This is a genomic window from Arcticibacter svalbardensis MN12-7, from assembly GCF_000403135.1.
GTDB classification, from domain to species: domain Bacteria; phylum Bacteroidota; class Bacteroidia; order Sphingobacteriales; family Sphingobacteriaceae; genus Arcticibacter; species Arcticibacter svalbardensis.
In genome coordinates this window covers 1-22,402 of the sequence record NZ_AQPN01000012.1, presented here as the reverse complement: position 1 = coordinate 22,402, position 22,402 = coordinate 1, and the positions used below count along the sequence as shown (strand labels likewise).

The 22,402-nt window shown below is 39.0% G+C and carries 20 protein-coding genes; 5 read left to right on the top strand and 15 right to left on the bottom strand.

Annotated elements, in window-relative coordinates; translation table 11 throughout:
• Positions 1-45: 45 nt before the first annotated feature.
• From rplT to ADIARSV_RS01540, 9 genes are all read right to left on the bottom strand, one after another.
• On the bottom strand, positions 46-390 hold the full coding sequence (gene rplT / locus ADIARSV_RS01580) for a 50S ribosomal protein L20 (RefSeq protein ID WP_016193588.1): 345 nt from the start codon (positions 388-390) through the stop codon (positions 46-48).
• Positions 391-464: 74 nt separating this feature from the next.
• Positions 465-665 (bottom strand): 50S ribosomal protein L35, encoded by a 201-nt coding sequence (gene rpmI / locus ADIARSV_RS01575; protein WP_016193587.1) that lies wholly within the window; start codon positions 663-665, stop codon positions 465-467.
• 19 nt (positions 666-684) lie between these two features.
• A complete protein-coding gene (gene infC, locus ADIARSV_RS01570) occupies positions 685-1,263 on the bottom strand; it encodes a translation initiation factor IF-3 (RefSeq protein ID WP_016193586.1) in 579 nt (192 codons plus the stop codon).
• A gap of 2 nt (positions 1,264-1,265) precedes the next feature.
• Positions 1,266-3,200 carry a threonine--tRNA ligase gene (gene thrS / locus ADIARSV_RS01565; RefSeq protein WP_016193585.1) on the bottom strand — a complete coding sequence of 645 codons (1,935 nt, stop codon included), beginning with the start codon at positions 3,198-3,200 and terminating at the stop codon, positions 1,266-1,268.
• 118 nt (positions 3,201-3,318) lie between these two features.
• On the bottom strand, positions 3,319-4,047 hold the full coding sequence (locus tag ADIARSV_RS01560; RefSeq protein WP_016193584.1) for a (Fe-S)-binding protein: 729 nt from the start codon (positions 4,045-4,047) through the stop codon (positions 3,319-3,321).
• 41 nt (positions 4,048-4,088) lie between these two features.
• Positions 4,089-5,408, bottom strand: a complete 1,320-nt coding sequence (locus ADIARSV_RS01555) for an MFS transporter (protein WP_016193583.1) — start codon at positions 5,406-5,408, stop codon at positions 4,089-4,091.
• Between the two features lie 339 nt (positions 5,409-5,747).
• The gene (locus tag ADIARSV_RS01550) at positions 5,748-6,203 is read right to left on the bottom strand and encodes a hypothetical protein (RefSeq protein ID WP_040298729.1); all 456 of its coding nucleotides are present in this window, start codon (positions 6,201-6,203) and stop codon (positions 5,748-5,750) included.
• Positions 6,204-6,506: 303 nt separating this feature from the next.
• Positions 6,507-7,196, bottom strand: coding sequence for a hypothetical protein (locus ADIARSV_RS01545; RefSeq protein ID WP_016193581.1), 690 nt, complete (start codon positions 7,194-7,196; stop codon positions 6,507-6,509).
• Complete coding sequence (locus ADIARSV_RS01540) at positions 7,177-7,710, bottom strand: hypothetical protein (protein ID WP_016193580.1); 534 nt, start codon at positions 7,708-7,710, stop codon at positions 7,177-7,179. Before ADIARSV_RS01540 ends, ADIARSV_RS01545 begins: the two co-directional genes overlap by 20 nt.
• Before the next feature lie 188 nt (positions 7,711-7,898).
• On the opposite strand from ADIARSV_RS01540, the gene ADIARSV_RS20315 reads away from it, so the two are divergent.
• On the top strand, positions 7,899-8,159 hold the full coding sequence (locus tag ADIARSV_RS20315) for a DDE-type integrase/transposase/recombinase (protein ID WP_052016923.1): 261 nt from the start codon (positions 7,899-7,901) through the stop codon (positions 8,157-8,159).
• Between the two features lie 404 nt (positions 8,160-8,563).
• On the opposite strand, the gene ADIARSV_RS01530 is transcribed toward ADIARSV_RS20315, so the two are convergent.
• A complete protein-coding gene (locus ADIARSV_RS01530) occupies positions 8,564-11,098 on the bottom strand; it encodes an ABC transporter permease (protein ID WP_016193577.1) in 2,535 nt (844 codons plus the stop codon).
• Between the two features lie 4 nt (positions 11,099-11,102).
• Positions 11,103-11,807, bottom strand: coding sequence for an ABC transporter ATP-binding protein (locus ADIARSV_RS01525; protein ID WP_016193576.1), 705 nt, complete (start codon positions 11,805-11,807; stop codon positions 11,103-11,105).
• Between the two features lie 62 nt (positions 11,808-11,869).
• Between ADIARSV_RS01525 and ADIARSV_RS01520 the strand changes: the two genes are divergently transcribed.
• Positions 11,870-12,550, top strand: coding sequence for an arylesterase (locus tag ADIARSV_RS01520; protein ID WP_040298727.1), 681 nt, complete (start codon positions 11,870-11,872; stop codon positions 12,548-12,550).
• A gap of 1 nt (position 12,551) precedes the next feature.
• Here ADIARSV_RS01520 and ADIARSV_RS20310 read toward each other — a convergent pair whose 3' ends face one another.
• The 4 genes from ADIARSV_RS20310 to ADIARSV_RS01500 form a co-directional block, all read right to left on the bottom strand.
• The gene (locus ADIARSV_RS20310; protein WP_016193574.1) at positions 12,552-15,314 is read right to left on the bottom strand and encodes a PAS domain S-box protein; all 2,763 of its coding nucleotides are present in this window, start codon (positions 15,312-15,314) and stop codon (positions 12,552-12,554) included.
• A 92-nt stretch (positions 15,315-15,406) separates the two neighbouring features.
• Positions 15,407-16,273, bottom strand: a complete 867-nt coding sequence (locus ADIARSV_RS01510) for a DMT family transporter (RefSeq protein ID WP_016193573.1) — start codon at positions 16,271-16,273, stop codon at positions 15,407-15,409.
• Positions 16,274-16,427: 154 nt separating this feature from the next.
• Positions 16,428-17,759: a xylose isomerase gene (xylA, locus tag ADIARSV_RS01505; protein WP_016193572.1), complete on the bottom strand. Its 1,332-nt coding sequence runs from the start codon at positions 17,757-17,759 to the stop codon at positions 16,428-16,430.
• Positions 17,760-17,765: 6 nt separating this feature from the next.
• Complete coding sequence (locus tag ADIARSV_RS01500) at positions 17,766-19,250, bottom strand: xylulokinase (protein ID WP_016193571.1); 1,485 nt, start codon at positions 19,248-19,250, stop codon at positions 17,766-17,768.
• Positions 19,251-19,422: 172 nt separating this feature from the next.
• Between ADIARSV_RS01500 and ADIARSV_RS01495 the strand changes: the two genes are divergently transcribed.
• From ADIARSV_RS01495 to ADIARSV_RS01485, 3 genes are all read left to right on the top strand, one after another.
• Positions 19,423-20,442 (top strand): LacI family DNA-binding transcriptional regulator, encoded by a 1,020-nt coding sequence (locus ADIARSV_RS01495; protein ID WP_016193570.1) that lies wholly within the window; start codon positions 19,423-19,425, stop codon positions 20,440-20,442.
• Positions 20,443-20,689: 247 nt separating this feature from the next.
• The gene (locus tag ADIARSV_RS01490; protein WP_016193569.1) at positions 20,690-21,841 is read left to right on the top strand and encodes a galactokinase; all 1,152 of its coding nucleotides are present in this window, start codon (positions 20,690-20,692) and stop codon (positions 21,839-21,841) included.
• 7 nt (positions 21,842-21,848) lie between these two features.
• Positions 21,849-22,382, top strand: a complete 534-nt coding sequence (locus tag ADIARSV_RS01485; RefSeq protein ID WP_016193568.1) for an RNA methyltransferase — start codon at positions 21,849-21,851, stop codon at positions 22,380-22,382.
• Positions 22,383-22,402 lie beyond the last annotated feature (20 nt).

Below are 22,402 nucleotides of genomic sequence, written 5' to 3'. Positions count from 1 at the left end.
CATTGTGTGACTCCCTTTGTATAAATTGTATTAAAATACAACGATTTATTTTACCAAATCAATGATTGCTTTGAAAGCAACTGGCTCATTCATTGCCAAGTCAGCTAAAACCTTACGGTTTAAACCAATTTCCTTAGCTGCTAATTTACCAATCAACTGAGAATAAGAAATTCCGTGTTGACGTGCACCAGCATTAATACGTTGAATCCATAATGCTCTGAATTCTCTTTTCTTAGTCTTACGGTCACGGTACGCGTACTGTAAACCCTTTTCTAATGTATTCTTTGCAACAGTATAAACCTTGCTGCGAGATCCGTAATAGCCTTTGGCTAAATTTAAGATCTTTTTTCTTCTTCTTCTTGACGCTACTGCGTTTACCGAACGTGGCATGTTGTTTGATTTTTGGCAGACGGTGTTGCTGTTTAGGCAATCTTAAAACCGGGTACCAGGTGACATTAATTAATTTACTTTCCTATTGCAAGCATCATCTTCACATTTCCTAAGTCAGCTTTAGACACTAAGCTGGTCTGACCTAAGTTACGCTTACGTTTAGTTGACATCTTGGTTAAGATGTGGCTCTTAAACGCATTCTTCCTTGCAATTTTACCGGTTCCAGTAAGCCTAAAACGCTTTTTAGCACTGGAATTGGTCTTCATTTTTGGCATAACTCTATTTATTTATTGTTTATTTCTTTGCTCTTGGGCCAACGATTAAAAACATTCGTTTTCCTTCTAATTTTGGTAATTGTTCTACTTTACCCACTTCTTCTAAAGCCTGTGCAAACCGCAACAAAAGGATTTCTCCTTGTTCTTTGTAAACGATTGCCCTACCCTTAAAATGAACGTAGGCACGAACCTTTTCTCCTGCTTCCAGGAAACCCATTGCATGTTTCAATTTAAATTGAAAGTCATGCTCATTGGTGTTAGGCCCGAAACGGATTTCTTTAATAACCGTTTGCTTTGCATTTGCCTTTATCTCTTTAAGCTTTTTCTTTTGCTCATAGATAAACTTGTTATAGTCAATAACTCTACAAACAGGAGGATCAGCATTAGGAGAGATTTCGACTAAATCCAGCTCTTGCTCATCGGCAATTCTTCTGGCATCAGCCAAAGCCATGATACCTTGTTGTTCAACATTTTCTCCAACAAGCCGTACTTGCGGAGCCCTGATATACTCGTTAATGTTGTGCTCAGCCTCTTTTTTCTTAAACGGAGGTCTTGGTCCGCGTGGACCTTTGTTAAACCCTGGTCTTCCTAATGCCAAATTTAATATTTGTTAATTGTTACTTCTGTTAATAGTTGTTTTTCAAATGCTTCTGCCGTCATGCTTCCCAAGTCACCCTCACCATGCTTACGCACTGAAACCAAGCCTTCGCTCATTTCCTTCTCTCCGATGATTAACATGTACGGAATTTTCTTCAATTCTGCATCCCTGATTTTCCTTCCGATTTTTTCATCTCGTAAGTCAATCAGGCCGCGAATATCGGAATTATTAAGTGATTCTAAAACTTTATTTGCATATTCTTCATACTTCTCTGATATTGGAAGTATAATAAATTGATCAGGTGTTAACCATAATGGAAAGTTTCCTGCACAATGCTCAATCAGAACGGCCACAAAACGCTCCAGGGAGCCAAATGGAGCCCTATGGATCATCACCGGACGATGTTTTAAATTGTCACTTCCTGTATATTCGAGTTCAAATCGCTCTGGTAAATTATAATCCACCTGGATAGTTCCAAGCTGCCACTTTCTGCCCAAAGCATCCCTTACCATGAAGTCAAGCTTAGGTCCATAAAAAGCGGCCTCGCCCAAAACCACTACAGTAGATAATTCTTTTTCTGCGGCGGCTTCAATAATAGCCGACTCAGCTAAAGCCCAGTTTTCATCTGTTCCAATGTATTTGGCCTTATTAGCAGGATCACGTAAAGAAATCTGTGCAGTGTACTCATTAAAACCTAAAGCCTTAAAAACGTACAATACCAGGTCAATTACTTTCTTAAACTCTTCTTTTACCTGATCGGGACGGCAAAACAAATGCGCATCATCCTGAGTAAATCCTCTTACACGGGTTAAACCATGCAACTCGCCACTTTGCTCGTACCGGTAAACGGTTCCGAATTCAGCAAAACGAATAGGAAGATCCTTATAAGAATGAGGTTTAAATTTATACATCTCGCAGTGATGCGGACAGTTCATTGGTTTTAAAAAGAACTCTTCCCCCTCTTGTGGAGTTTTGATCGGCTGAAATGAGTCAGCACCATATTTTTCATAATGGCCAGATGTCACATATAAATTCTTATTACCGATATGTGGAGTAACTACCTGCTGATAGCCTGACTTAGCTTGTGCCTTTTGCAGAAAGTTAACCAGTTTCTCGCGCAATGCAGTTCCCTTAGGAAGCCACATCGGTAATCCCATTCCTACCTTTTCTGAGAACATAAACAGTTCAAGTTCTTTTCCCAGTTTCCGGTGATCTCGCTTCTTAGCTTCTTCAATCAGTTTTAAGTAATCAGTCAGCTCGCTCTGTTTGGGATAAGTAACCCCATAGATACGTGTAAGCTGTTTGCGACTCTCATCCCCACGCCAGTAAGCTCCCGCAACATTCATCAACTTCACGGCCTTAATAAAGCCTGTGTTTGGAATATGCGGACCACGGCAAAGGTCTGTAAAGTTACCTTGCGAATATAACGTGATCGAACCATCAGGAAGATCCTTAATCAGGTCCAGTTTATATTCATCATCCTTTTCTGTGAAAAATTCCAGGGCATTGGCTTTACTGATCGGTGTACGTACATAGGCCGATTTTTTTCTGGCAAGCTCCAGCATCTTATCTTCGATCTCTTTAAAGTTATCGGAGGAGAATTCTCTCTCGCCAAAGTCTACATCATAGTAAAAGCCGGTTTCAATAGCCGGACCGATACCAAATTTAGTACCCGGGTAAAGTGCTTCTAGTGCTTCAGCCATTAAATGCGCAGAGGAGTGCCAAAAAGTGGCCTTTCCAAGGTCATCATTCCAGGTGATCAAACGAACGGTAGCGTCCTCTTCAATTGCCCTGGTTGAATCCCAAACTACGCCGTTTACTTCGGCAGCTAATACGTTTCGTGCTAAACCTTCAGAGATTGACTGTGCAATCTGGAAGGATGTGATTCCGCTTTCATATTCGCGTACGGAACCATCAGGAAGTGTAATGTTAATCATCTACAACTATGATTTTAAGTTCATTTATAAGTATTTATTCATCAAATCACATACAGACGTGATCCAAATTCAATTGCAAAAGTAAGGTTTTGAAGCTAATAATGAAAGATTTTACAAATTATACATTTCCCCAGCCATGTGCCAGCACATCAGCAAGATGCATTGATTTGATCGGAAGATGGTGTTTATCAATGTATCCCTGCATATGCAAAAGGCAGGAAGCATCCGTCGAAATAATGTATTCTGCACCTGCATCCAGTGCATTATCAATTTTTTGTTGTGCCATTGCACTGGAGATCCCTTCAAATTTAACAGCGAACGTTCCCCCAAAACCACAACAAGTATCATTGTCCTTCAGGTCAACCAACTCCAAACCATGTACCTTAGCCAGCAAAGCACGTGGCTCTGCCTTGATTTTACACTCCCTCAAACCAGCACATGAATCATGATAAACCGCCCTACCATCCAGTTCTGCTCCGAAGTAATCTTTCTTCAGCACGTTGATCAGGAAATCTGAGAGCTCATGTATATTCCCCTGGATATTTCTGCATCTATTATGCACGGCTGTATTGGTAAACAGGTCGCTATAGTAATTTTTAACCATCCCGGTACAAGAAGCGGATGGTGATACAATGTAGTTGCTTTCCGAAAAATCAGTTAAGAACTTACCTCCCACTGCCTTGGCCTCATCCCAGAATCCCGCATTAAATGCCGGTTGTCCACAACAAGTTTGCTCTGAATTATAAATTACCTGACATCCTGCGCGCTCCAGTATTTTAACTGTATTAAAGGCAGTATCGGGATAAAGCTGGTCCATGAAACATGGAATGAATAGTTCTACAGTCATTTCAATTGTAAAGGTATATTGTATTCTGTAAATGCCAAATTTTAATTTTCAGAGATTACTTTTGAAGGACTTTTATCTTTTGTATAAGCTAGAATAATCAGCATGATCAGCCCGATAAAGAAAAACACACTTAAAGAAAGGGCTGAGTTACGAATATTGGACCGCTCTTCAATAAAGGCAAATGCTGCTAGACCAATGACGATCGCAATCTTTTCCGTCACATCATAGAAACTGAAAAAAGAAGCGGTATCAGGCGTATCCAAAGGAAGGAATTTGGAATAAGTGGACCGCGAAAGACTTTGAATCCCTCCCATCACCAATCCTACAAAGATGGCGATGATATAAAACTGCTGTGCTGTACTGATGTAATAGGCGGCCACACAGATGCCAATCCAAATCACCACCACCATAATAAGTACCCGTACATTTCCAATGATCTTACCTAGTGTTGACATTAAATATGCCCCTGCAATAGCAACAAGCTGAATGATCAAAATTATAATAATGAGTTTATCGGTACCCAGATGCAGTTCCTTCTCACCAAAACTGGCCGCAACAAGCATAATGGTTTGTACCCCTATAGAATAAAAGAAAAATGCCAGTAAAAACTGCTTTAACTGTGCTTTTCCATTTAATTGTTTCCACACCTTACTAAGTTCCTGGTAACCATTATTCGCTTTCTTTTTTACCTCAGCTACTTGGTCCTTATTTTGTTTCGGGAGCCGGCGAAAAGGGATCTGCGCAAATACGATCCACCATACTCCTACCAAAAGGAAAGAAAACCGAGGAGGAAAAGAAAGATCCGTAATGCCAAACCAATCAGGTTTCAATACAAAAACGAAACATATGATCTGTAAAAGTACACTCCCAATGTAACCATAGGCAAAACCCTGGGCGCTTACCCTGTCCTGCTGATCCACCGTAGCAATCTCAGGAAGGTAGGAATTGCTGAACATAACCCCGCCGATGTAACCCATGGCAGCAATAGCAAAACAGATAATTCCTAGTTCAAGCGTATCCAACTTAAAAAAGTAAAGCCCCATACAGGCGAAACTGCCGATATAAGTAAAGATCTTCATATACAGCTTTTTAGTACCATTAAAATCGGCCATGGATGACAAAAAAGGCAATAACAAAGCCATGATGAGATAGGCTACTGAAAGTGAATAATTAGACAGCGCCGTATTGACAAATGTTCTTCCAAAAAATTGCACTTTATCGCCATGCTCCTTTGTAGTCGTGATAATGGTATAATAAGCAGGAAAGATAGTGGAGGTAATCACCAGGTTATAAGCAGAGTTGGCCCAATCGAACATCGCCCATCCCCTGATCGTCTTTTTATCGTTTTTAATTAGCTGCATATACTTCAAAAGTACCGGCAATTTAGGAAAGTATTTAGAAGTTTTAACTGCGTGTTGAAAAATTTAAGGCACTTGCAGATAAACACATATTAGGTATATATTCTTTATAACTGGTTTTATGTTAAAAAGAAAGATTTAATTATATGACAGAGGGAACGAGGCGTCTAAGAAAAGACTGTTTTCCGATATTTGCGTTCATATAAAAAAATGCGCTATATTCCAAATTTACAACCTTTATGTGTGCAGCAAAAGGTATCATGAATTATTAGGAAACCCTCGTTTTCTGGTAACCGAGTGCAGATACAACCAAAAAGCCTTCCACACTAGAATGGACGCTGGTTATTTGATGATTATATGTTCGCCTCCTGAACATTTTATTTCAATTATTCGGTGATTAAACTCCATTTCCTCGAAGAAATCCGGCAAGGCATATTTACCGATAACTTTAAGGGTTTTTATATCAACCTTTATTATTTCAAGTTCTGTAATTACAAAAAGCCAATCATTAAAGATTTTTGCATCATAAAAATTGTAGAAGAGATTTAGGTCTAACAAAATAGTATTGTGATTCAAATCTACTACTGCAAAATGTTGGTCTATCCCAATACTATAAACATTTTGACTAACTTGTATTATAATCGGCTCTATGTCACTATTCCATGAAAATTTAAAAATATATTCATTATTTGAAATAATGCCGTAATGATTATTTGCATTCTCATTATCTTCTTTAAATAATACAGGTACTTGTAATTGAACACCCTCGGTTTTACTGATTTTATTAAATACATTCATGGCATACCAAGTTTAGGAATTATAAATAAAAAACTACAAACTAGAGCAGCATTGTTCACATGTATTCTTGTACTTATAGTAATTACAATTTAAACCTTCCTTGTTATCATAATGCATCCTGATATTAAACTGTTCATTAGTAAGAGAACCGTTGTTAATACCATGTAGAATGTATTGCAACAATATAGCAGATTAAAAATACCCTTTCAATTGAGAAAGCCTTTGCTTATATTATATTCTAAATACTTTTTATAAGTATAGTTTCTCGTTAACCATTTGTCTGGGCAAAATAATGACCTATTGTCAAGCTATTCCAAACGCTTGTTGCAGTCGGAGCACAATGTAGTTTGCATCTAATCCTCTGTAACCGCCCGTTAGATGCGCATATAATCCCTCCTCAAAAGCGTCCGTAAATAGTACATCTTTAAACGATTCATGTAAATAGCCCTTTAGATGTTCTGGAATTTCCTGCATCTGTTCTTCAAAATCATTAACATTTTCCATAACATAAACCAAATCCTCAAAGTCCTTGCTGGTTCTATAATCGTTTTTTCCCCTTCCTTTGAATGCCTCCCATTTTGTGGCAATAAAATAGACGAGCGAAAAGCGGCGGATAGTTACTTCATCATCCAACCGATGTTCTACAGCACTCTGGAAACCCTCCGGATACCATTTGTTGCTAAAGCCTATGACCTTTGGTTCAGTTGGCATCACATCTACAATGATTCCCTGTATTGTATACCTGCATATGACCCCAGATTCAATGTCGTTAGTAAACCCCATACCACGTAATTTTTCATCGAGTTCTGCATATCCTCCATAACTTGCAAGTTCAACAACAACATCTACATCATCTGTTGGTCTTACTTCTGTAGCAAGTTCAGGATCAGTTGCATAAAGAGAAACTGTTGCGCCTCCCACAAATACGTACTCCTGTCCAAGGCCCTTCAATGCCAGAGCGACTGCTTTTAACCTAATTATATTCTCGTGCATATGGCTTATCAAATATTTGTTCCAAAAGTTCTATTGCCTTTTCACATTCCCTGGTTTTCCCTGCCCTGATTGCATCAATGAGGGCAAGCATGTCATAGAGCTGGCCGTTATCACCTGCAGCCAATACTTGATTGGGGTACAATGGCTGTATCACAAACCCCTTTTCCTTTCCTAACCTTGACGGCCAGACGTATTTCTCTGCTGACAGAAAATAGTCTTTTAAAATAGGTGCACTATGCCCAGTGGGTATTCCCCTCTCCATTGATCCTGGCTCTACTGGAAAAACATATCTTAGCCCAAATTGGATGAATTTGATAAATGCAGATTTCATTACCTTCTTTTTGTCGGGACTTATCAGTCCTGAAATCCTAGACCTGTTCAATGATTCGCTTATTTCTGAGCTACTAATATGCAATGCCGATGAAAGATCTTTATTCAACCACTCACCTCTGATAGATATAATTTTTAGAAGTACCACAATATCATGTGGCCTCATGCCATTATGTGCTTTCATAGAACAAATTTACTCATAAATTCGCGAATCGCGAATCGAGGATTAATTATAATATAAAGCATTTAAATTATAGACTCTTCGTCTGCTTCTATACTTTAAATTGCGGTGAGATGCGATTGTTGCTATACAAGTATCAACTAGAATATTAAAGTTCTTAACAACAATAAAAACATGATTTAAGTCAGACTATGGAGGCCTCAGGATGTGTATTTGCACTTAATAAAGCCATTGCACAACTCTATAGATCCCTTATTCACCATTCTGACAGGGGAATCCAGTACTGCTGTGATGCCTATGTGTCTCTTTTGCAAAGACACCGTATACAGATCAGCATGACACAGAGCGGATCTCCCTACGATAATGCCGTTTCCGAAAGGGTCAATGGGATACTTAAAAGCGACTTCGGCTTAAATACTTCTTTCGACTACTATGCAAAAGCGGTTGGTTGATGCAACCTGCAAAGCAATAACCCGGTACAAATGTTTAAGGCCCCATTTAAGTTGCCATTTAGCCTCTCCACAAACCAAACATGAAGAAGAAAACAATAAAGATCAAATAGAACATGAAAAACATAGGAAAGTAAATCTGTATGATTTATTTTAAGTGTAAAGATATATCCGTACAAACTTTTATCGTTGTAAATATAAAGCCGCTTAACAGTCCGATTTTTGTAAGGTAATTTCAGTATAAAACAATATAATGATATTGATAAGATAGCAGTATGAATCCAGTATAAGTCCGACTGTAGGGTCCTTAAGTCGGACTTTTACCGGATTCTTACCCGAATTATTTTGCTACAAATAACATTTATGTTATAAGAGGAACAGATTAAAATCATCAGATCCCTATCTCCCTATATCTCTTTCCTCAACACTTCTAAAGGCGATCCATTCAAACTGCTCCGGCTATTATATAAACCAATTCCAACCGTTAACAAACAAACACAGAAAAAGAGGATGATCACAGGAATCAACTGAGGTGAAAAATCAGTCTCAAAATTATACTTCGCCAAAGCCCAGGCTGCGGCAAATGACAATATGATTCCTGTAAATGCAGCAAATGCACCCAGGAAAAAATATTCCATTCCGGTGATGACCAAAATCTGCCTGCTACTGGCACCCAATGTGCGCAGTAAAACAACCTCCTTTGAGCGCTGGTATTTACTAATCAACACCGAGGTGATCAGTACCACAATGCCAGTGATAATACTAAAACCAGCCATAAAACGGATTACAAAACCGATCTTACTCATAATCTCATCCAGAATATTTAATACCAGGTTCAGATCGATGATAGATACGTTAGGGAAATTACGAATTACAGCCTGTTGGAATAGAGCAGCTTGCTCTGGTGTCTTTAAGCGGGTAATCAACACATGAAACTGGGGGGCACTTTCCAGTACACCGGCAGGGAATACAACCCTGAAATTGGTCTGGATATTATTCCAGTCCACGGTCCTTAGACTTCCCACTACGACAGGAATTGGAGCTCCCTGCACATTAAACACCATTTTATCCCCGACCTTAACATGTAACCTTTCTGCATATCTACCTTCCAGAGAGACCATGATTTCTTTATCATTTGCCTGAAACTGACCCACCCATTTACCTGCTGTGATTTTCTCCGTAGTTGTCAGATCCTTACGGAAGGTTGCCCTTATTTCCGAATTGTAGGAACGATAGGAAAGATCCAGAGTCGTGTCCTTTTTAGCTTGTGCAGCCGTAATCCCCCGAATTTCTTCAATGCGCATCGTCACAATAGGAACTTGTTGGATCACAGGAAGCTTAAAGCTTTTCGCCAGACTGGCAACCGCTTCCTTCTGAGAAGTTTGAATATCAAAAAGCACCATATTGGGCTTATTTTCACTCGATGAACTGGATACCTTTTTAATGAGTACATCCTGCACCAAAAGCAGCGTACCAATAAATGAGGTACCTAATCCGATGCATACGATCAGAATCAGCGTCTGATTGTTAGGCCTGAATAAATTAGATAGACCTTGTCGCCATAAGTAACTCCATGACTCAGGAAAATACCTGCGCACGAGCCATATAAGCAGCTGCGCAATACCTGCCAGGATCAAAAAGGCAAAAACTATTCCAGCTGTAAAAAAGAGGGCTGGTTTAACTTCTCTCAACTGCAGGTAACTGAAGCCTGCCATAAAAATAATGATCGCTAAATAAACGACCCATTTTAAGGGGTCCTGAGCTATCTTATCTTCATTTAAGCCTGCCCTAAGTGTATTTAAGGGTGACACCTTTCGTACAGCAAGCAAGGGCAACAGCGAAAACAGGAAAGAAACTATTAATCCGGTTACGATCCCCTGCACGATGGCTAAAGGAGAAATGCGTGAAGTGATTTCTAAAGGAAGGAAATCTTTTAGTACCATGGGTAGGACTTGCTGGATCACGGTGCCGAGTAAAGCACCAAGGATAGAACCTACAAAGCCAATGACTACGATCTGGATCAGATAGATCAGGAAAGCTTGTGAGGCTGTGGCGCCCAGACAACGTAAAATGGATACAGATGCTAACTTTTCGCGCACGTAGATGTGAACAGCACTAGCCACACCAATACAGCCCAGTAAAAGAGCAACGAAGCCAACCAATGACAAGAATTTGGTCATGTTGCGGAAAGAATCGCCTGTATTTTCTTTTCTTGATTCAATGGTTTCCACTTCCATGGATGCCTTTTCTGCTTTCTTCCTGATTGTTTTGAGTTCCTTTGTCAATTGCTCCGGCCTATTATACTTATAGTAGTAGGTATAGTTTATTCTGCTGCCTTTTTGGAGCAAACCGGTTTTTTCCAATGTGGCTAAAGGAATATAGATAATGGGTGCGATGGCAGATGAAAAACCGGTTTGACCGGGTGCGCCATTCAGGGTGCCTGCTATGGCAAAGGTTTCGTTTCCAAGTTTTATTGAATCACCATTTGCAGCACCATATTGGAGCATCAGCGTTTTATCTACTAAAGCACGGGAGCCTTCTTTAAATGATTGAGCTGCAGAGGAGGGACTTGTTTCAATCTCTCCATAATAAGGGAAACCACCTTCCAAGGCACGTACCTGTACCAGTCTGCTTGTGCCACTTTTTGTAAAAAGCACCATGGAGGCAAAGCTTTTTTCTGAGGAACGGGCATCACCTAGTTTAGAAAGGTAAGTAACGGTTGCCACTGGAGGCTGTTGATTATCAGAAATAATCAGATCGGCACCTGTTAAACTAGCGGCCTGAATGGTAATGTCTCTGTTTAAATTATCACCAAAGGAATAAATGGCAACGAGTGCTGCAATACCCAGGATAATGGAAGAGATAAAGAGAAATAAACGCGACCTGCTTCTTCGGCTATCCCGCCAGGCCATTTTAAAGAGCCATGCTGTTTGATTTTCCATGCTCTTATGAATTATTTTCGGAAGAAATTACAGGTTGATCGGATACGATGGCCCCACCTTTTATCCGGATGATGCGCTGGGTTCTTGCAGCAAGTTCGAGGTCGTGGGTAACCAGGATCAAGGTAGTTCCCGCTTCCCGGTTCAGTTCAAAGATGAGTTTAATGATCTTTTCACTGGTTTCGGAATCAAGATTTCCTGTAGGTTCATCTGCAAAAAGGATTTGTGGGCGATTGGAAAAAGCTCTGGCTAAGGCTACGCGCTGTTGCTCACCACCTGAAAGTTGGGCTGGATAATGATGTCCGCGATCCGAAAGGCCTACTTTTTCAAGAAGATCGAGCGCGATGGGCCGAATATTCTTTTCGCCCCGGAGTTCTAGTGGAACCATCACATTCTCCAACACCGTCAATGTTGGCAGCAGTTGAAAGTTTTGAAATATGAAACCGGTATACTGGCTTCTTACCTGGGCTTTCTGGTCTTCGTTTAGCTGATCAATACGAATATCATTAATCAGCACAGAACCTGTTGTAGAGGTATCTAACCCTGCACATAATCCTAATAAGGTGGTCTTTCCACTTCCGGAAGGCCCTACAATGGCTACGGTGGCTCCCCGCTCTACGGAAAAACTGACATCGTGCAATACGGTAAGGGTTTGTCCGGCTCCTTTATATACTTTACTAAGATGTTCAACTGTTAATATATTTTCTGCCATTTAAACTAAACATAGATGTTCCTGTTTAAAATGAAGCTTTTATTTAACTTTAGGACATTATTATGAAAAAACTATTCTTCTACTTATCTCTTCTTCTAATTGCAACAAGCTGCACGAACAGAAATATGGATCAAAAAAAGGCTGCAAATGAAGCTTCAACTCAAAATAATAGTACCGATAAACAAGTAACTAAAAATATATTATTCTTCGGAAACAGTCTTACTGCCGGTTACGGTCTGGAAGATCCTTCAAGTGAGTCCTTCCCTTCTCTTATACAAGAAAAAATAGATTCCTTAAAGCTGAATTACAAAGCTATTAACGCTGGTTTAAGTGGTGAAACCACTGCTGGGGGAAAGGGTCGCATTGGATGGCTTTTACGTACTCAAGTGGATGTTTTTGTGCTTGAACTAGGAGCAAATGATGGTTTGAGGGGCTTGCCTGTAACGGAGACTATTAAAAACCTGCAGTCCATAGTGGACACTGTTAAAGCGAAATATCCGGATGCCAAACTAGTTTTATTAGGCATGAAAGTGCCACCAAATATGGGAGGACGTTATGCTGCTGATTTCAATGCAGTATTTAAAACTATAGCAGATAAGAATAGCATGTTACTTGTTCCTTTTTTACTGGAGAATGTAGCAGGGATTCCAAAGCTCAATCTGAAAGATGGTGTTCATCCAACTGCTCCCGGACAGAAGATAGTGGCAGAAAATGTGTGGAAAGAGTTGAAGAATATACTGTAAACTACTTCGTTTTCTCTAAAAATGGCCTGATTTTATTAAAGAGGTCATGAGGTACAAAAGGTTTCCACACGAAATCATTCATACCTTTTTCGGTTAACTCTTTTTTGTTAATATTCAGCTTACTCGCTGTTAAAGCAATAATAGGAATCTTTTTATATTTTCCTTCGGGCAGTGCTCTGATATGAAGACAAGCATCATAACCATCCATAACAGGCATGTGAAGATCCATTAATACCAGATCATACTCTTTCAGTTGAACCATGTCTAAAGCTTCCTGTCCATTTTCAGCAAACTCACTCACGATTTCCCATCTTTTCAACACCTTTTGTACTACCATCCTATTGATGGGATTGTCATCTACAACCAATACTAGAGAAGGGAGTGGTTTTTCTTCTAACGATTCTATAACCTCTTGTGAACAACGATCGCAACGTAAAAAAGCTATGGTAAAATAAAAGCAGGAGCCCTTATCTTTTTCGCTTTTTACATAGATTTCTGACTGATGGACATGTAAAATTTTTCGTGTTATTGCTAATCCTAAACCAGTACCTCCATATTTCCGCGTGGTATCTGAGCTTGCCTGGGCATAGGACTCAAAGATAAGGTTGAGTTTGTCCTCGTTTATTCCTATTCCCGAGTCAGATACCTTGAATTTAATGGACACCGTTGTTTCATCTTCATTCTCCAGAGAAAGATCGACCCTAATTTCCCCCTTTTCGGTGAATTTGATGGCATTGCTTAACAAGTTAATCAAGACTTGAAATAAGCGGGTTTTATCTGCTTGAACATATTGAGGAATGCGTGGATCAATATGATAATTAAGCGTAACATTATTTCTGTTTATACGAAAATACATCGTTTCAATTGTAGAACTAATGAATTTATTAATATCAATAGATCTCGATTCCAGCGCTACATTGCCTGTATCCAGTTTGTTATAATCAAGCACATCATTAATTAAAGCGAGTAAATTTTCAGATGAAAACTTAAGTACCTCCAGGTTTTCCACTTGATATTCCTGTGGATTATCCTCCAAAAGGATTTGAGTCATACCGATAATCGCATTTAAAGGGGTGCGAATTTCATGACTCATCACAGAAAGAAAAGCTTCTTTTGCTTTCGCTAATTTAATAGCCTCTTCACGAGCATTAATCAATTCAGATTCCGCTATTTTCCTTTCTGTAATATCAACGCCAATGCATAACTGACGCTCTAATTCTCCTTCCGTATTAAATATAGGTGTATTCGAAATAAACATCCATATTTTACTTCCGTCTTTTCTATAAAAAAGATTATCGATCTCATACGGTTTTCTAGCATCGAAACTCAGTATTGCTTTCGAAATCAACTCCATATCTGTTTCCGGACCTAACAATAGGCTACCTATCTTTTTGTTTTTTACTTCAGCTAATGTAAATCCTAAAGTATATTCGAAAGCTTCATTCACCCACATTACCTGATCATCTTTATCACGGATAAGAATCCCTACGGTTGACTTACTTGCTGCCAGACTAAGGGTTTGGAGTTCGATTTCCGCGTTTTTATGATTAGTAACATCAGTTATAATTTCTATACTTTTGATAGGTTTACCATTTTCATTTAATATAATGGAATTCATTACTGAGAACCACCTTGGTTCACCATCTTTACGATAAGACAAAATATCAATAGAATAAGACTTCCCATCTAAAGTCCGCATTCTTGCATTTTTAATAATATTTAAATCTGTTTTTTTGCCCGATAAAATATCGCCCAACCTTTTGCCTAACAACTCATTCTCAGGGTAACCGGTGATCGTTTCAAACGCTTTATTTACCCAAATAACCCTATTATTATTATCATTGATCACCACGCCATTATTAATATGACTCGCTACAAGGGAAAGTTGCTCCAAACTCTTAAGCGTCTTTTTCTGCTCCGTAATATCTCTTCCATTGACAAGCCACCTTCCGTTTAACAGTACATTAGACCAGCAGTAATTGCGGACATCAGCACTTTTAGTCAATACTCTGGTTTCGACTTCGAAATGAGTTTTTCCATTTTTCACCCCTTCTTTTATCAAGGGTCGTACGATTTCTATATCTTCTGGTAAACAATAATCCCAAATTGTATGACCTAGGATCTCAGTGGCATTAAAGCCTATCCTATCTTTAACTGAATCATTGATATATTCTATTTGTCCTAGTTCATTAGTAATACAGTGTAAATCGCCTGAATTATTAAATAGAACCTGGAATTCTTTTTCCTCGTTCAGTAGTTGTAGCAGTTCACGATTCTTTTTAGCGGACTCCAGATGTACCATAATCTCTGCGGAAAAGACTTGTATCGTTTCGCGCTGAACATCGGAAAGTTTACCCGGTTTCAGATCCAAAACACATAGAGTTCCTATCCTATACCCATCAGGTGTTTTTAAAGGCATCCCAGCATAAAAGCGAATAGGCTCGGGTAAGGTTAGTAATGGATTTTTAGTTAAACGGCTGTCTTCAAAGGTATCGGGAATCTCTAAAAGATTATCGCTCTGAATGGTATAGTTGCAAAAAGTATGTTCCCTTGACATTTCGCATCGATCAGTTCCTACTTTTGATTTAAACCATTGACGGTTAGCGTCCATTAAACTAATCAGCACGATAGGCTTTTGACAAATCCGGGCAACAAGCTGCGTGATAGAATCGAAGGTTATTTCCCTTTCAGTATCAAGTATTTTGTAATTCGTTAATGCTTTTAGTCTCTTCGACTCCTGTTCTTCTAAAACACAATTATGCATTTGGGAATTTATGATGTAGTAATCTTATATTCTAAAACTACAAAAAAGATTTAGCATAAGTTCTATTTTATATCAGTCTAGTGGTAATTAGCTTATTTAGCCAGATATAAAATGAAAATAGCCAGGATAGCCAGGAAAATTCCAATTCTGTTGATCTTGCTTAGTTTTTCTTTAAAAAGATAAACGCCTATGAGAGCACCAGCTATTATAACACCAATATTCATGGCAGAAAACACAACCGAGGGATTGTTTGGCAGATCCCTATGTGCCTTCAGATAAAACAAAATATTACCAAAGTTAAAGACTCCCAAAATAATCCCACAAAACAGGTTAATGATCCTGAATTTAGTCTTTCCGGATAAAATAGCGATAATCAAAACAAGTACAGCAATTGCAAAAGCAAAAAGAAAAATAATAAACAGCGAAGTGGTATATTGGAGTTGTGTAAATGCGGCTATTTGTTTAAAAAATAGATCGATTATACCCATTCCCACAAATACCAACAGGGGGTAAAGCCAGTTCAAAACAGCCCCTTTATTTTTCAGAGGAGTTTTATGCCAGGGAATAGTGCATAAAATAGCTATAAATCCAATGCTGATGCCAACAGATTTCAAAATTGAAACTGGTTCATTCAGGATGAGAAAGGTAAAGAGCAGAGGAATGAATAAAGAGAGTCGTTGGGCCAGGTCTGTCCTAACGATTCCTGTATACCTCACCGAAAGTCCCAGGATAATAAAAAGGGATGGAAGGAGGATGGCAAGTAGTATAAAAACAGCTATTGGAGCTGAAGCCCAGTTAATTGTAGTAAAAGAGGGCTTGTAAAACGCATAGGTAAGCAGGGATGCAACAGCATAATTCCATACAATAGCCTGAGGGACGCTAATTTCATATCTCCGGGCTAGTTTGAGTAGGATGGATACGACTATATTGCAGATTATGCTGAGAAGGATGTAAATCATTTGCCTTTACACTAATTTGATGTGTGGGCATCAAAGATAGTATAATGACTTTGGCATTTCAGACGTTTCTAATAAACAAAAAAGGCTGAGTCTTTGATGATCCAGCCTTTTTTTGATAAAAGAAATAAGCTATTTTGCTTTATTAGGTTATGACCTAAACATATCTGTTTATGACATTCTCCATGTATTCCTGCTTGCCACTAATAGTAGCAGGCTCGCCATTTTCGACAGCATAATCTCTCAAATCCTGCAGTGTTAACTTACCTTCTTCATAAGCCTTGCCTTTACCGGAATCAAAAGATGCATAACGATCTTCTCTTACTTTTTTATAATCCGATTTTTGTAAAATAGCATCCGCTGCAATCAATGCATGTGCAAAAGTATCCATACCGCCAATGTGCGCATAGAATAGATCTGCTCTGTCTGTGGAATTTCTTCTGATCTTAGCGTCAAAATTTACGCCTCCACCCTTCAATCCACCAGCTTCAAGAAAGACCAACATACATTCAGTAAGTTCTCCTGCGTTATTTGGGAACTGATCGGTATCCCATCCATTTTGATAATCGCCTCTGTTTGCATCCAACGAACCAAGTAATCCTGCATCTGCAGCAACCTGCATTTCATGTTGCATAGTATGGCCAGCTAAAGTCGCGTGATTAACTTCAAGGTTGATCTTGAAGTCGCCCAACAGATCATACTTTTGCAGAAAGCCCAAAACAGTTGCTGCATCATAGTCATACTGATGTTTAGTAGGTTCGCAAGGTTTTGGTTCAATGAAGAAATTACCTGTAAAACCATTTGCACGTGCGTAATCCTTTGCAGCATGAAGGAAACCAGCCAAATGTTCCTGTTCGCGTTTCATATTGGTATTGAGTAAGGACATATATCCTTCTCTGCCACCCCAGAATACATAGTTCTCGCCTTTAAGTGCGATAGTAGCATCCAAAGCTGCTTTAACCTGAGCTGCTCCATGAGCAAGCACATGAAAATCAGGATTAGTAGAGGCCCCATTCATGTAACGGCGGTGAGAAAACAAGTTGGCTGTTGCCCATAAAAGTTTAACTCCACTTTCTGCCTGTTTTTCTTTGGCATACTCCACAATAGCAGCTAGGCGACGTTCGTTTTCTACTACATCATTACCATAATCCACCAAATCTACATCATGGAAACAGTAATAAGGCAAGTTCATCTTGGTAATAAACTCAAATGCTGCGTCCATTTTATCTTTAGCACGTTCAATTACATCTGTTTTTTCATCCCATGGAAAGATATGTGAAGCACCACCAAAGGGATCTGCTCCTGTACCATTAAAGGAATGCCAGTACGAACAGGCAAATTTAAAGTGGTCCTTAAGTGTTTTCCCTGCAACGACACGATTTTCATCGTACCATCTGAATGCAAGAGGATTGTCTGATTCCAGACCTTCGAATTGGATCTGGCCGATTCCTTTGAAGAATTCTTTTTCGCCAGTAATTACATTTCCCATCGTATATTATTTTATAATTAATTGTTCTTGTAGTATTTCTTTCCAGTCCTGATAAACAGGTTCATAACAATCCGACTTACCCGGTTCAATGAGTTGAATTGCTTTATTATTTTGAAAGGCTTCTTTTTCGGAGCTAAAGACCCCTACTCCTATCCCTGCACCGAGAGCAGCACCCACACTTCCGTCATTATCGTATAACTCTACGGGAACATTTGTTGAATTGACAAATGCTTCAGTAAAAAGAGCACTTTGAAACAGGTTTGCTTTTCCGGCACGGATCACAGTAGGAAACATGCCATTCTCCCTCATGATATCAAGACCATAACGAAACGCAAATGCAATACCTTCCTGAACAGCTCTGAAAATATGATCAGCAGTATGCAGGTTTAAGTCGATATGATGGAACTGTGCCCCTATCAACTTATTATTAAGCATGCGTTCTGCGCCATTGCCAAAAGGGAGGATGCGCAATCCTGCAGATCCTATGGCAATTGCGCCAGCTTTATGATTAATATCCGAATAGCTTAATCCATGACCAAATGTATTCTTTGCCCAACGGTTTAAGATTCCCGTGCCATTAATGCATAAAAGGACGCCAAGTCGTTTGTTTTCTGAAGAATGATTAACATGCGCAAAGGTGTTCACGCGTGATTGCGGATCGTAGGCCAACTGATCACTTACGCCATAAATCACACCAGATGTACCTGCGGTAGCGGCTACTTCTCCAGGCTGTAATACATTTAAAGATAAGGCATTATTGGGCTGATCTCCGGATTTGTAACTTACAGGAATTCCTTTACGAAGCGATAACAGTTCTGCAATGCTTTCCTTGAGGTAACCATGTTCCGAAAATACAGGTCTCACTGGTGGAAATAGTTTTTTATCAAAACCAAAGTAATTTAAAACATCTTCAGACAGCTGTTCATTTTGAAAATCCCAGAAGATGCCTTCGGATAAAGAGGAAGGACTGGATGTTATTTCTCCTGTTAACTTCATGGAAATGAAATCGCCGGGCAACATCACTTTATCAATTTTAGCGTAGATCTCCGGTTGATTCTCCTTTACCCATGCTAATTTTGAAGCAGTAAAATTTCCAGGGGAATTTAACAGATGAGAAAGACTCTTTTCTTCTCCTATCACTTCAAAAGCGGCATTCCCAATTTCAACAGCGCGACTGTCACACCAAATAATTGAATCGCGGAGTACCTGCTGGTGTTGATCGACCACCACAAGCCCGTGCATCTGGTAGGCAATACCTATCGCCCCGATATCCTTAGGGTCGAATGAACCCAGGGCATTGATCTTTAAGATTGCCTGAGAGACATGGTCCCACCACATTTCGGGCGATTGCTCTGCCCAACCGGGTTGCGGGGAGTTGATTTCAGTCTCCGTTTCCGGATACTGAACCGAACTAATTGTTTTTTGGGTTGCCGGATCCACTACCGAAACTTTAATGGACGAGGTGCCTACATCGATTCCTAATAATAACATTTCTTTATATTGGTGGTTGACAATGCCAACGTTAGCGCAATTGTAGAAATAAATTCTGATATTAGAAAAAAAAATCAACAAAAATGGCATACAAAATTATTGTATAGCTTAAAATAAAAATTTTCACACAAAAAAAAAGGGCACTAAATCGGCAGATAGGCCAATAGTTTAAATGAAAAAAATTACAATTTTAGATATAGCAAAAGAGCTGGGAATCACATTTTCTACTGTAGCCCGGGCATTGAACGATCATCCGGCCATTAGTGCTAAAACTAAAATAGCGGTAAGAGAAACAGCGGAGCGCTTGAATTACCGGCAAAACAAAATAGCTTCTTCATTAAGATCAGGAAAGAGCAACGTGATTGGTGTGCTGGTGCCTAGCTTACAAGTTACCTTTTTTAGTTTGGTTGTATATGGAATTGAGCAGGTTATGAATGCTAACGGCTATAACATATTATTATATCAATCCAATGAAAAGCTGGAACAGGAAAAAAATGGAATTGAAACATTTTTACAATCCAGAGTCGATGGTATTATTGCTTCAATCTCTACGGAGACCACTGAGATCGCACATTATCAGGAAATTATTACCCGTAAAACTCCTTTACTCTTTTTTGACCGTATACCCACTCAGTTAAATGTTCCATCTGTCACCATTGATGATTATAAGGGTGGATTTATTGCGACAGAACATTTGATTAAACAGGGGTATAAACGCATTTTACACATTACAGATGAGCAGGATATCTCCATATTTAAAGAACGATTACGTGGATACATGGATGCTTTATTGCATTATAATCTGAAGATAGATGAAAACCTTATTATAAGGGGCAACTTTTCTCTTGCCTTTGGAAAGCAGGTTATTCAGGAGGCAAAAGCAAGTGGGTTAAACTTTGACGCAGTGTTTGCATTAGAAGATTTTACGGCTATGGGGGTCATGCAGCAATTACTGGAATATAAGGTAAACATTCCGGAGGAAGTAGGTGTGATTGGCTTTGCTAATGAATCTTTTGGAAGTCTGGTTACTCCCAACCTATCCACAATTGATCAGCAAGCGCTTACCATGGGAAGAGAGGTTGCTAAATTATTCCTAAAACAGATTAAGGATGATAGCCTGGAGGATCATCCGGAGCAAATTGTGCTGGATCCAATTCTGATTGTTCGTAATTCATCTAATAAGAAGGGATAAATTTAACGATTCTATCAGGCTTATTATTTTAGTTTGGCATTTTAAATTATGCTCAAATAGTTGAATTTTAATTTCAGGTTTTAGCATAAAGCTAAACGAATCATTATCCAGATTTTGTTATACTAATTATTCCCGACAAGCAGCAATTAAATGTGGCTAATGGTTGCTGAGGCTTAGTGTTTTAATTACACTAATCATTCCTAAAACCAAGTAAATTATTACATTTGCTATTATCACTAATAAAGCCATGTTAGATAACCTTAAATTAAAATTTTCTGAACTATTTGGACAACAAAGCCAAAATACTTTCTTTGCTCCTGGACGTGTAAACCTTATTGGTGAACATATAGATTATAATGGAGGACTGGTTATGCCCTGCGCAGTAACTTTTGGAACTTACCTCTTAACTGCACCCAATAAAGAGGGTATCTTTCGCTTTCACAGTACTAATTTTGATGATGTACTGGAAATTCCTTTACAGGACGACTATGCACGAACAGGAAAAGAATGGTATAATTATCCATTAGGTGTCATTCATAATTTTTTAGTAGGTGGAAAAAATGTTCATGGACTTGATCTGTTATTCTATGGGGATTTACCTATTGGTGCGGGTCTTTCTTCATCTGCATCTGTTGAAGTCGTTATGGCTTATGCCCTCAACACGCTTTTTAACGCTGGATACTCTAAACTTGATTTAGTTAAAATCACTAAAAAGGTAGAGAATGAATTCATTGGTGTGAATTCAGGCATCATGGATCAATTTGCTGTGACATTTGGTGAAAAGAATAAGGCATTGAAGTTGGATTGCGAAACATTGGATTATGAAGCAGTAGAATGTGATCTTGCTGATCATCTGCTCGCTATTATCAATACCAATAAACCACGCAAACTGGCAGAGTCAAAATACAATGAACGTGTAAGTGAATGTCAGGAAGCCCTTCAGGCCCTGCAATCCGTACTTAAAATAGGGAATCTATGCGAGATTCATACCGATACATTTAATAAAAACAAGGACCTGATTAAGAATCCTATTGTTCAAAACAGGGCTAAACATGTTGTGGAAGAAAATGACCGTGTGATTGATGCAGCTAAAGCCTTGGCCGCTCATAAATTAGATGAGTTTGGCGTATTGATGTATGCTTCGCATGAATCATTAAAAACTCTTTATGAGGTATCGGGAGTAGAGCTGGACACTATTGTTGATTTTTGTAAAACCTATAAGGGTGTTACAGGAGCAAGAATGACTGGTGCAGGATTTGGAGGTTGTGCTATTGCATTGGTTAAGAAAAATCAGTTTGAAGATTTCAGTAAGTCAGTTATTGACTATTATGCTGCTAAAATTGGATACGCACCTTCCGTTTACAGTTCTGAAATTGGAACTGGTGTAGTTGAACTTTAATTAAAAGATGCATAAACTCAAACTGGATGAACTCAACAGGGTAAGCGTTGACGAATTTAAAAAACAAAAGAAACTACCTCTTACCATCGTCCTGGATAATGTAAGAAGTATGCATAATGTGGGGTCTATTTTTCGTACCTCCGATGCCTTCGCAGTAGAAAAAATTGTTCTTTGTGGTATTACAGGTCAGCCTCCTCATCGTGAGATTGAGAAAACGGCACTGGGAGCGACTCAATCTGTTGAATGGGTTCATTTTGACACCACACTAGAGGCTATTACCTCACTCAGAGCTGATGGGCTAACCATCATTGCATTAGAACAGGCCAATAATAGTATCAATTTAGATGATTACAGTCCTGTTGCATATAAAAATTATGCTTTAGTATTCGGAAACGAGGTTAATGGTGTGTCTGAAGATGTTATGGACAATATAGATGCCTGTATCGAAATCCCTCAATTTGGCACTAAACATTCCTTTAATATAGTGGTATCAGCGGGTATCGTCCTATGGGACTTTTATGTTAAGTTATCGAAAGCTTAACCTCCAAAATAAGCTTAAAC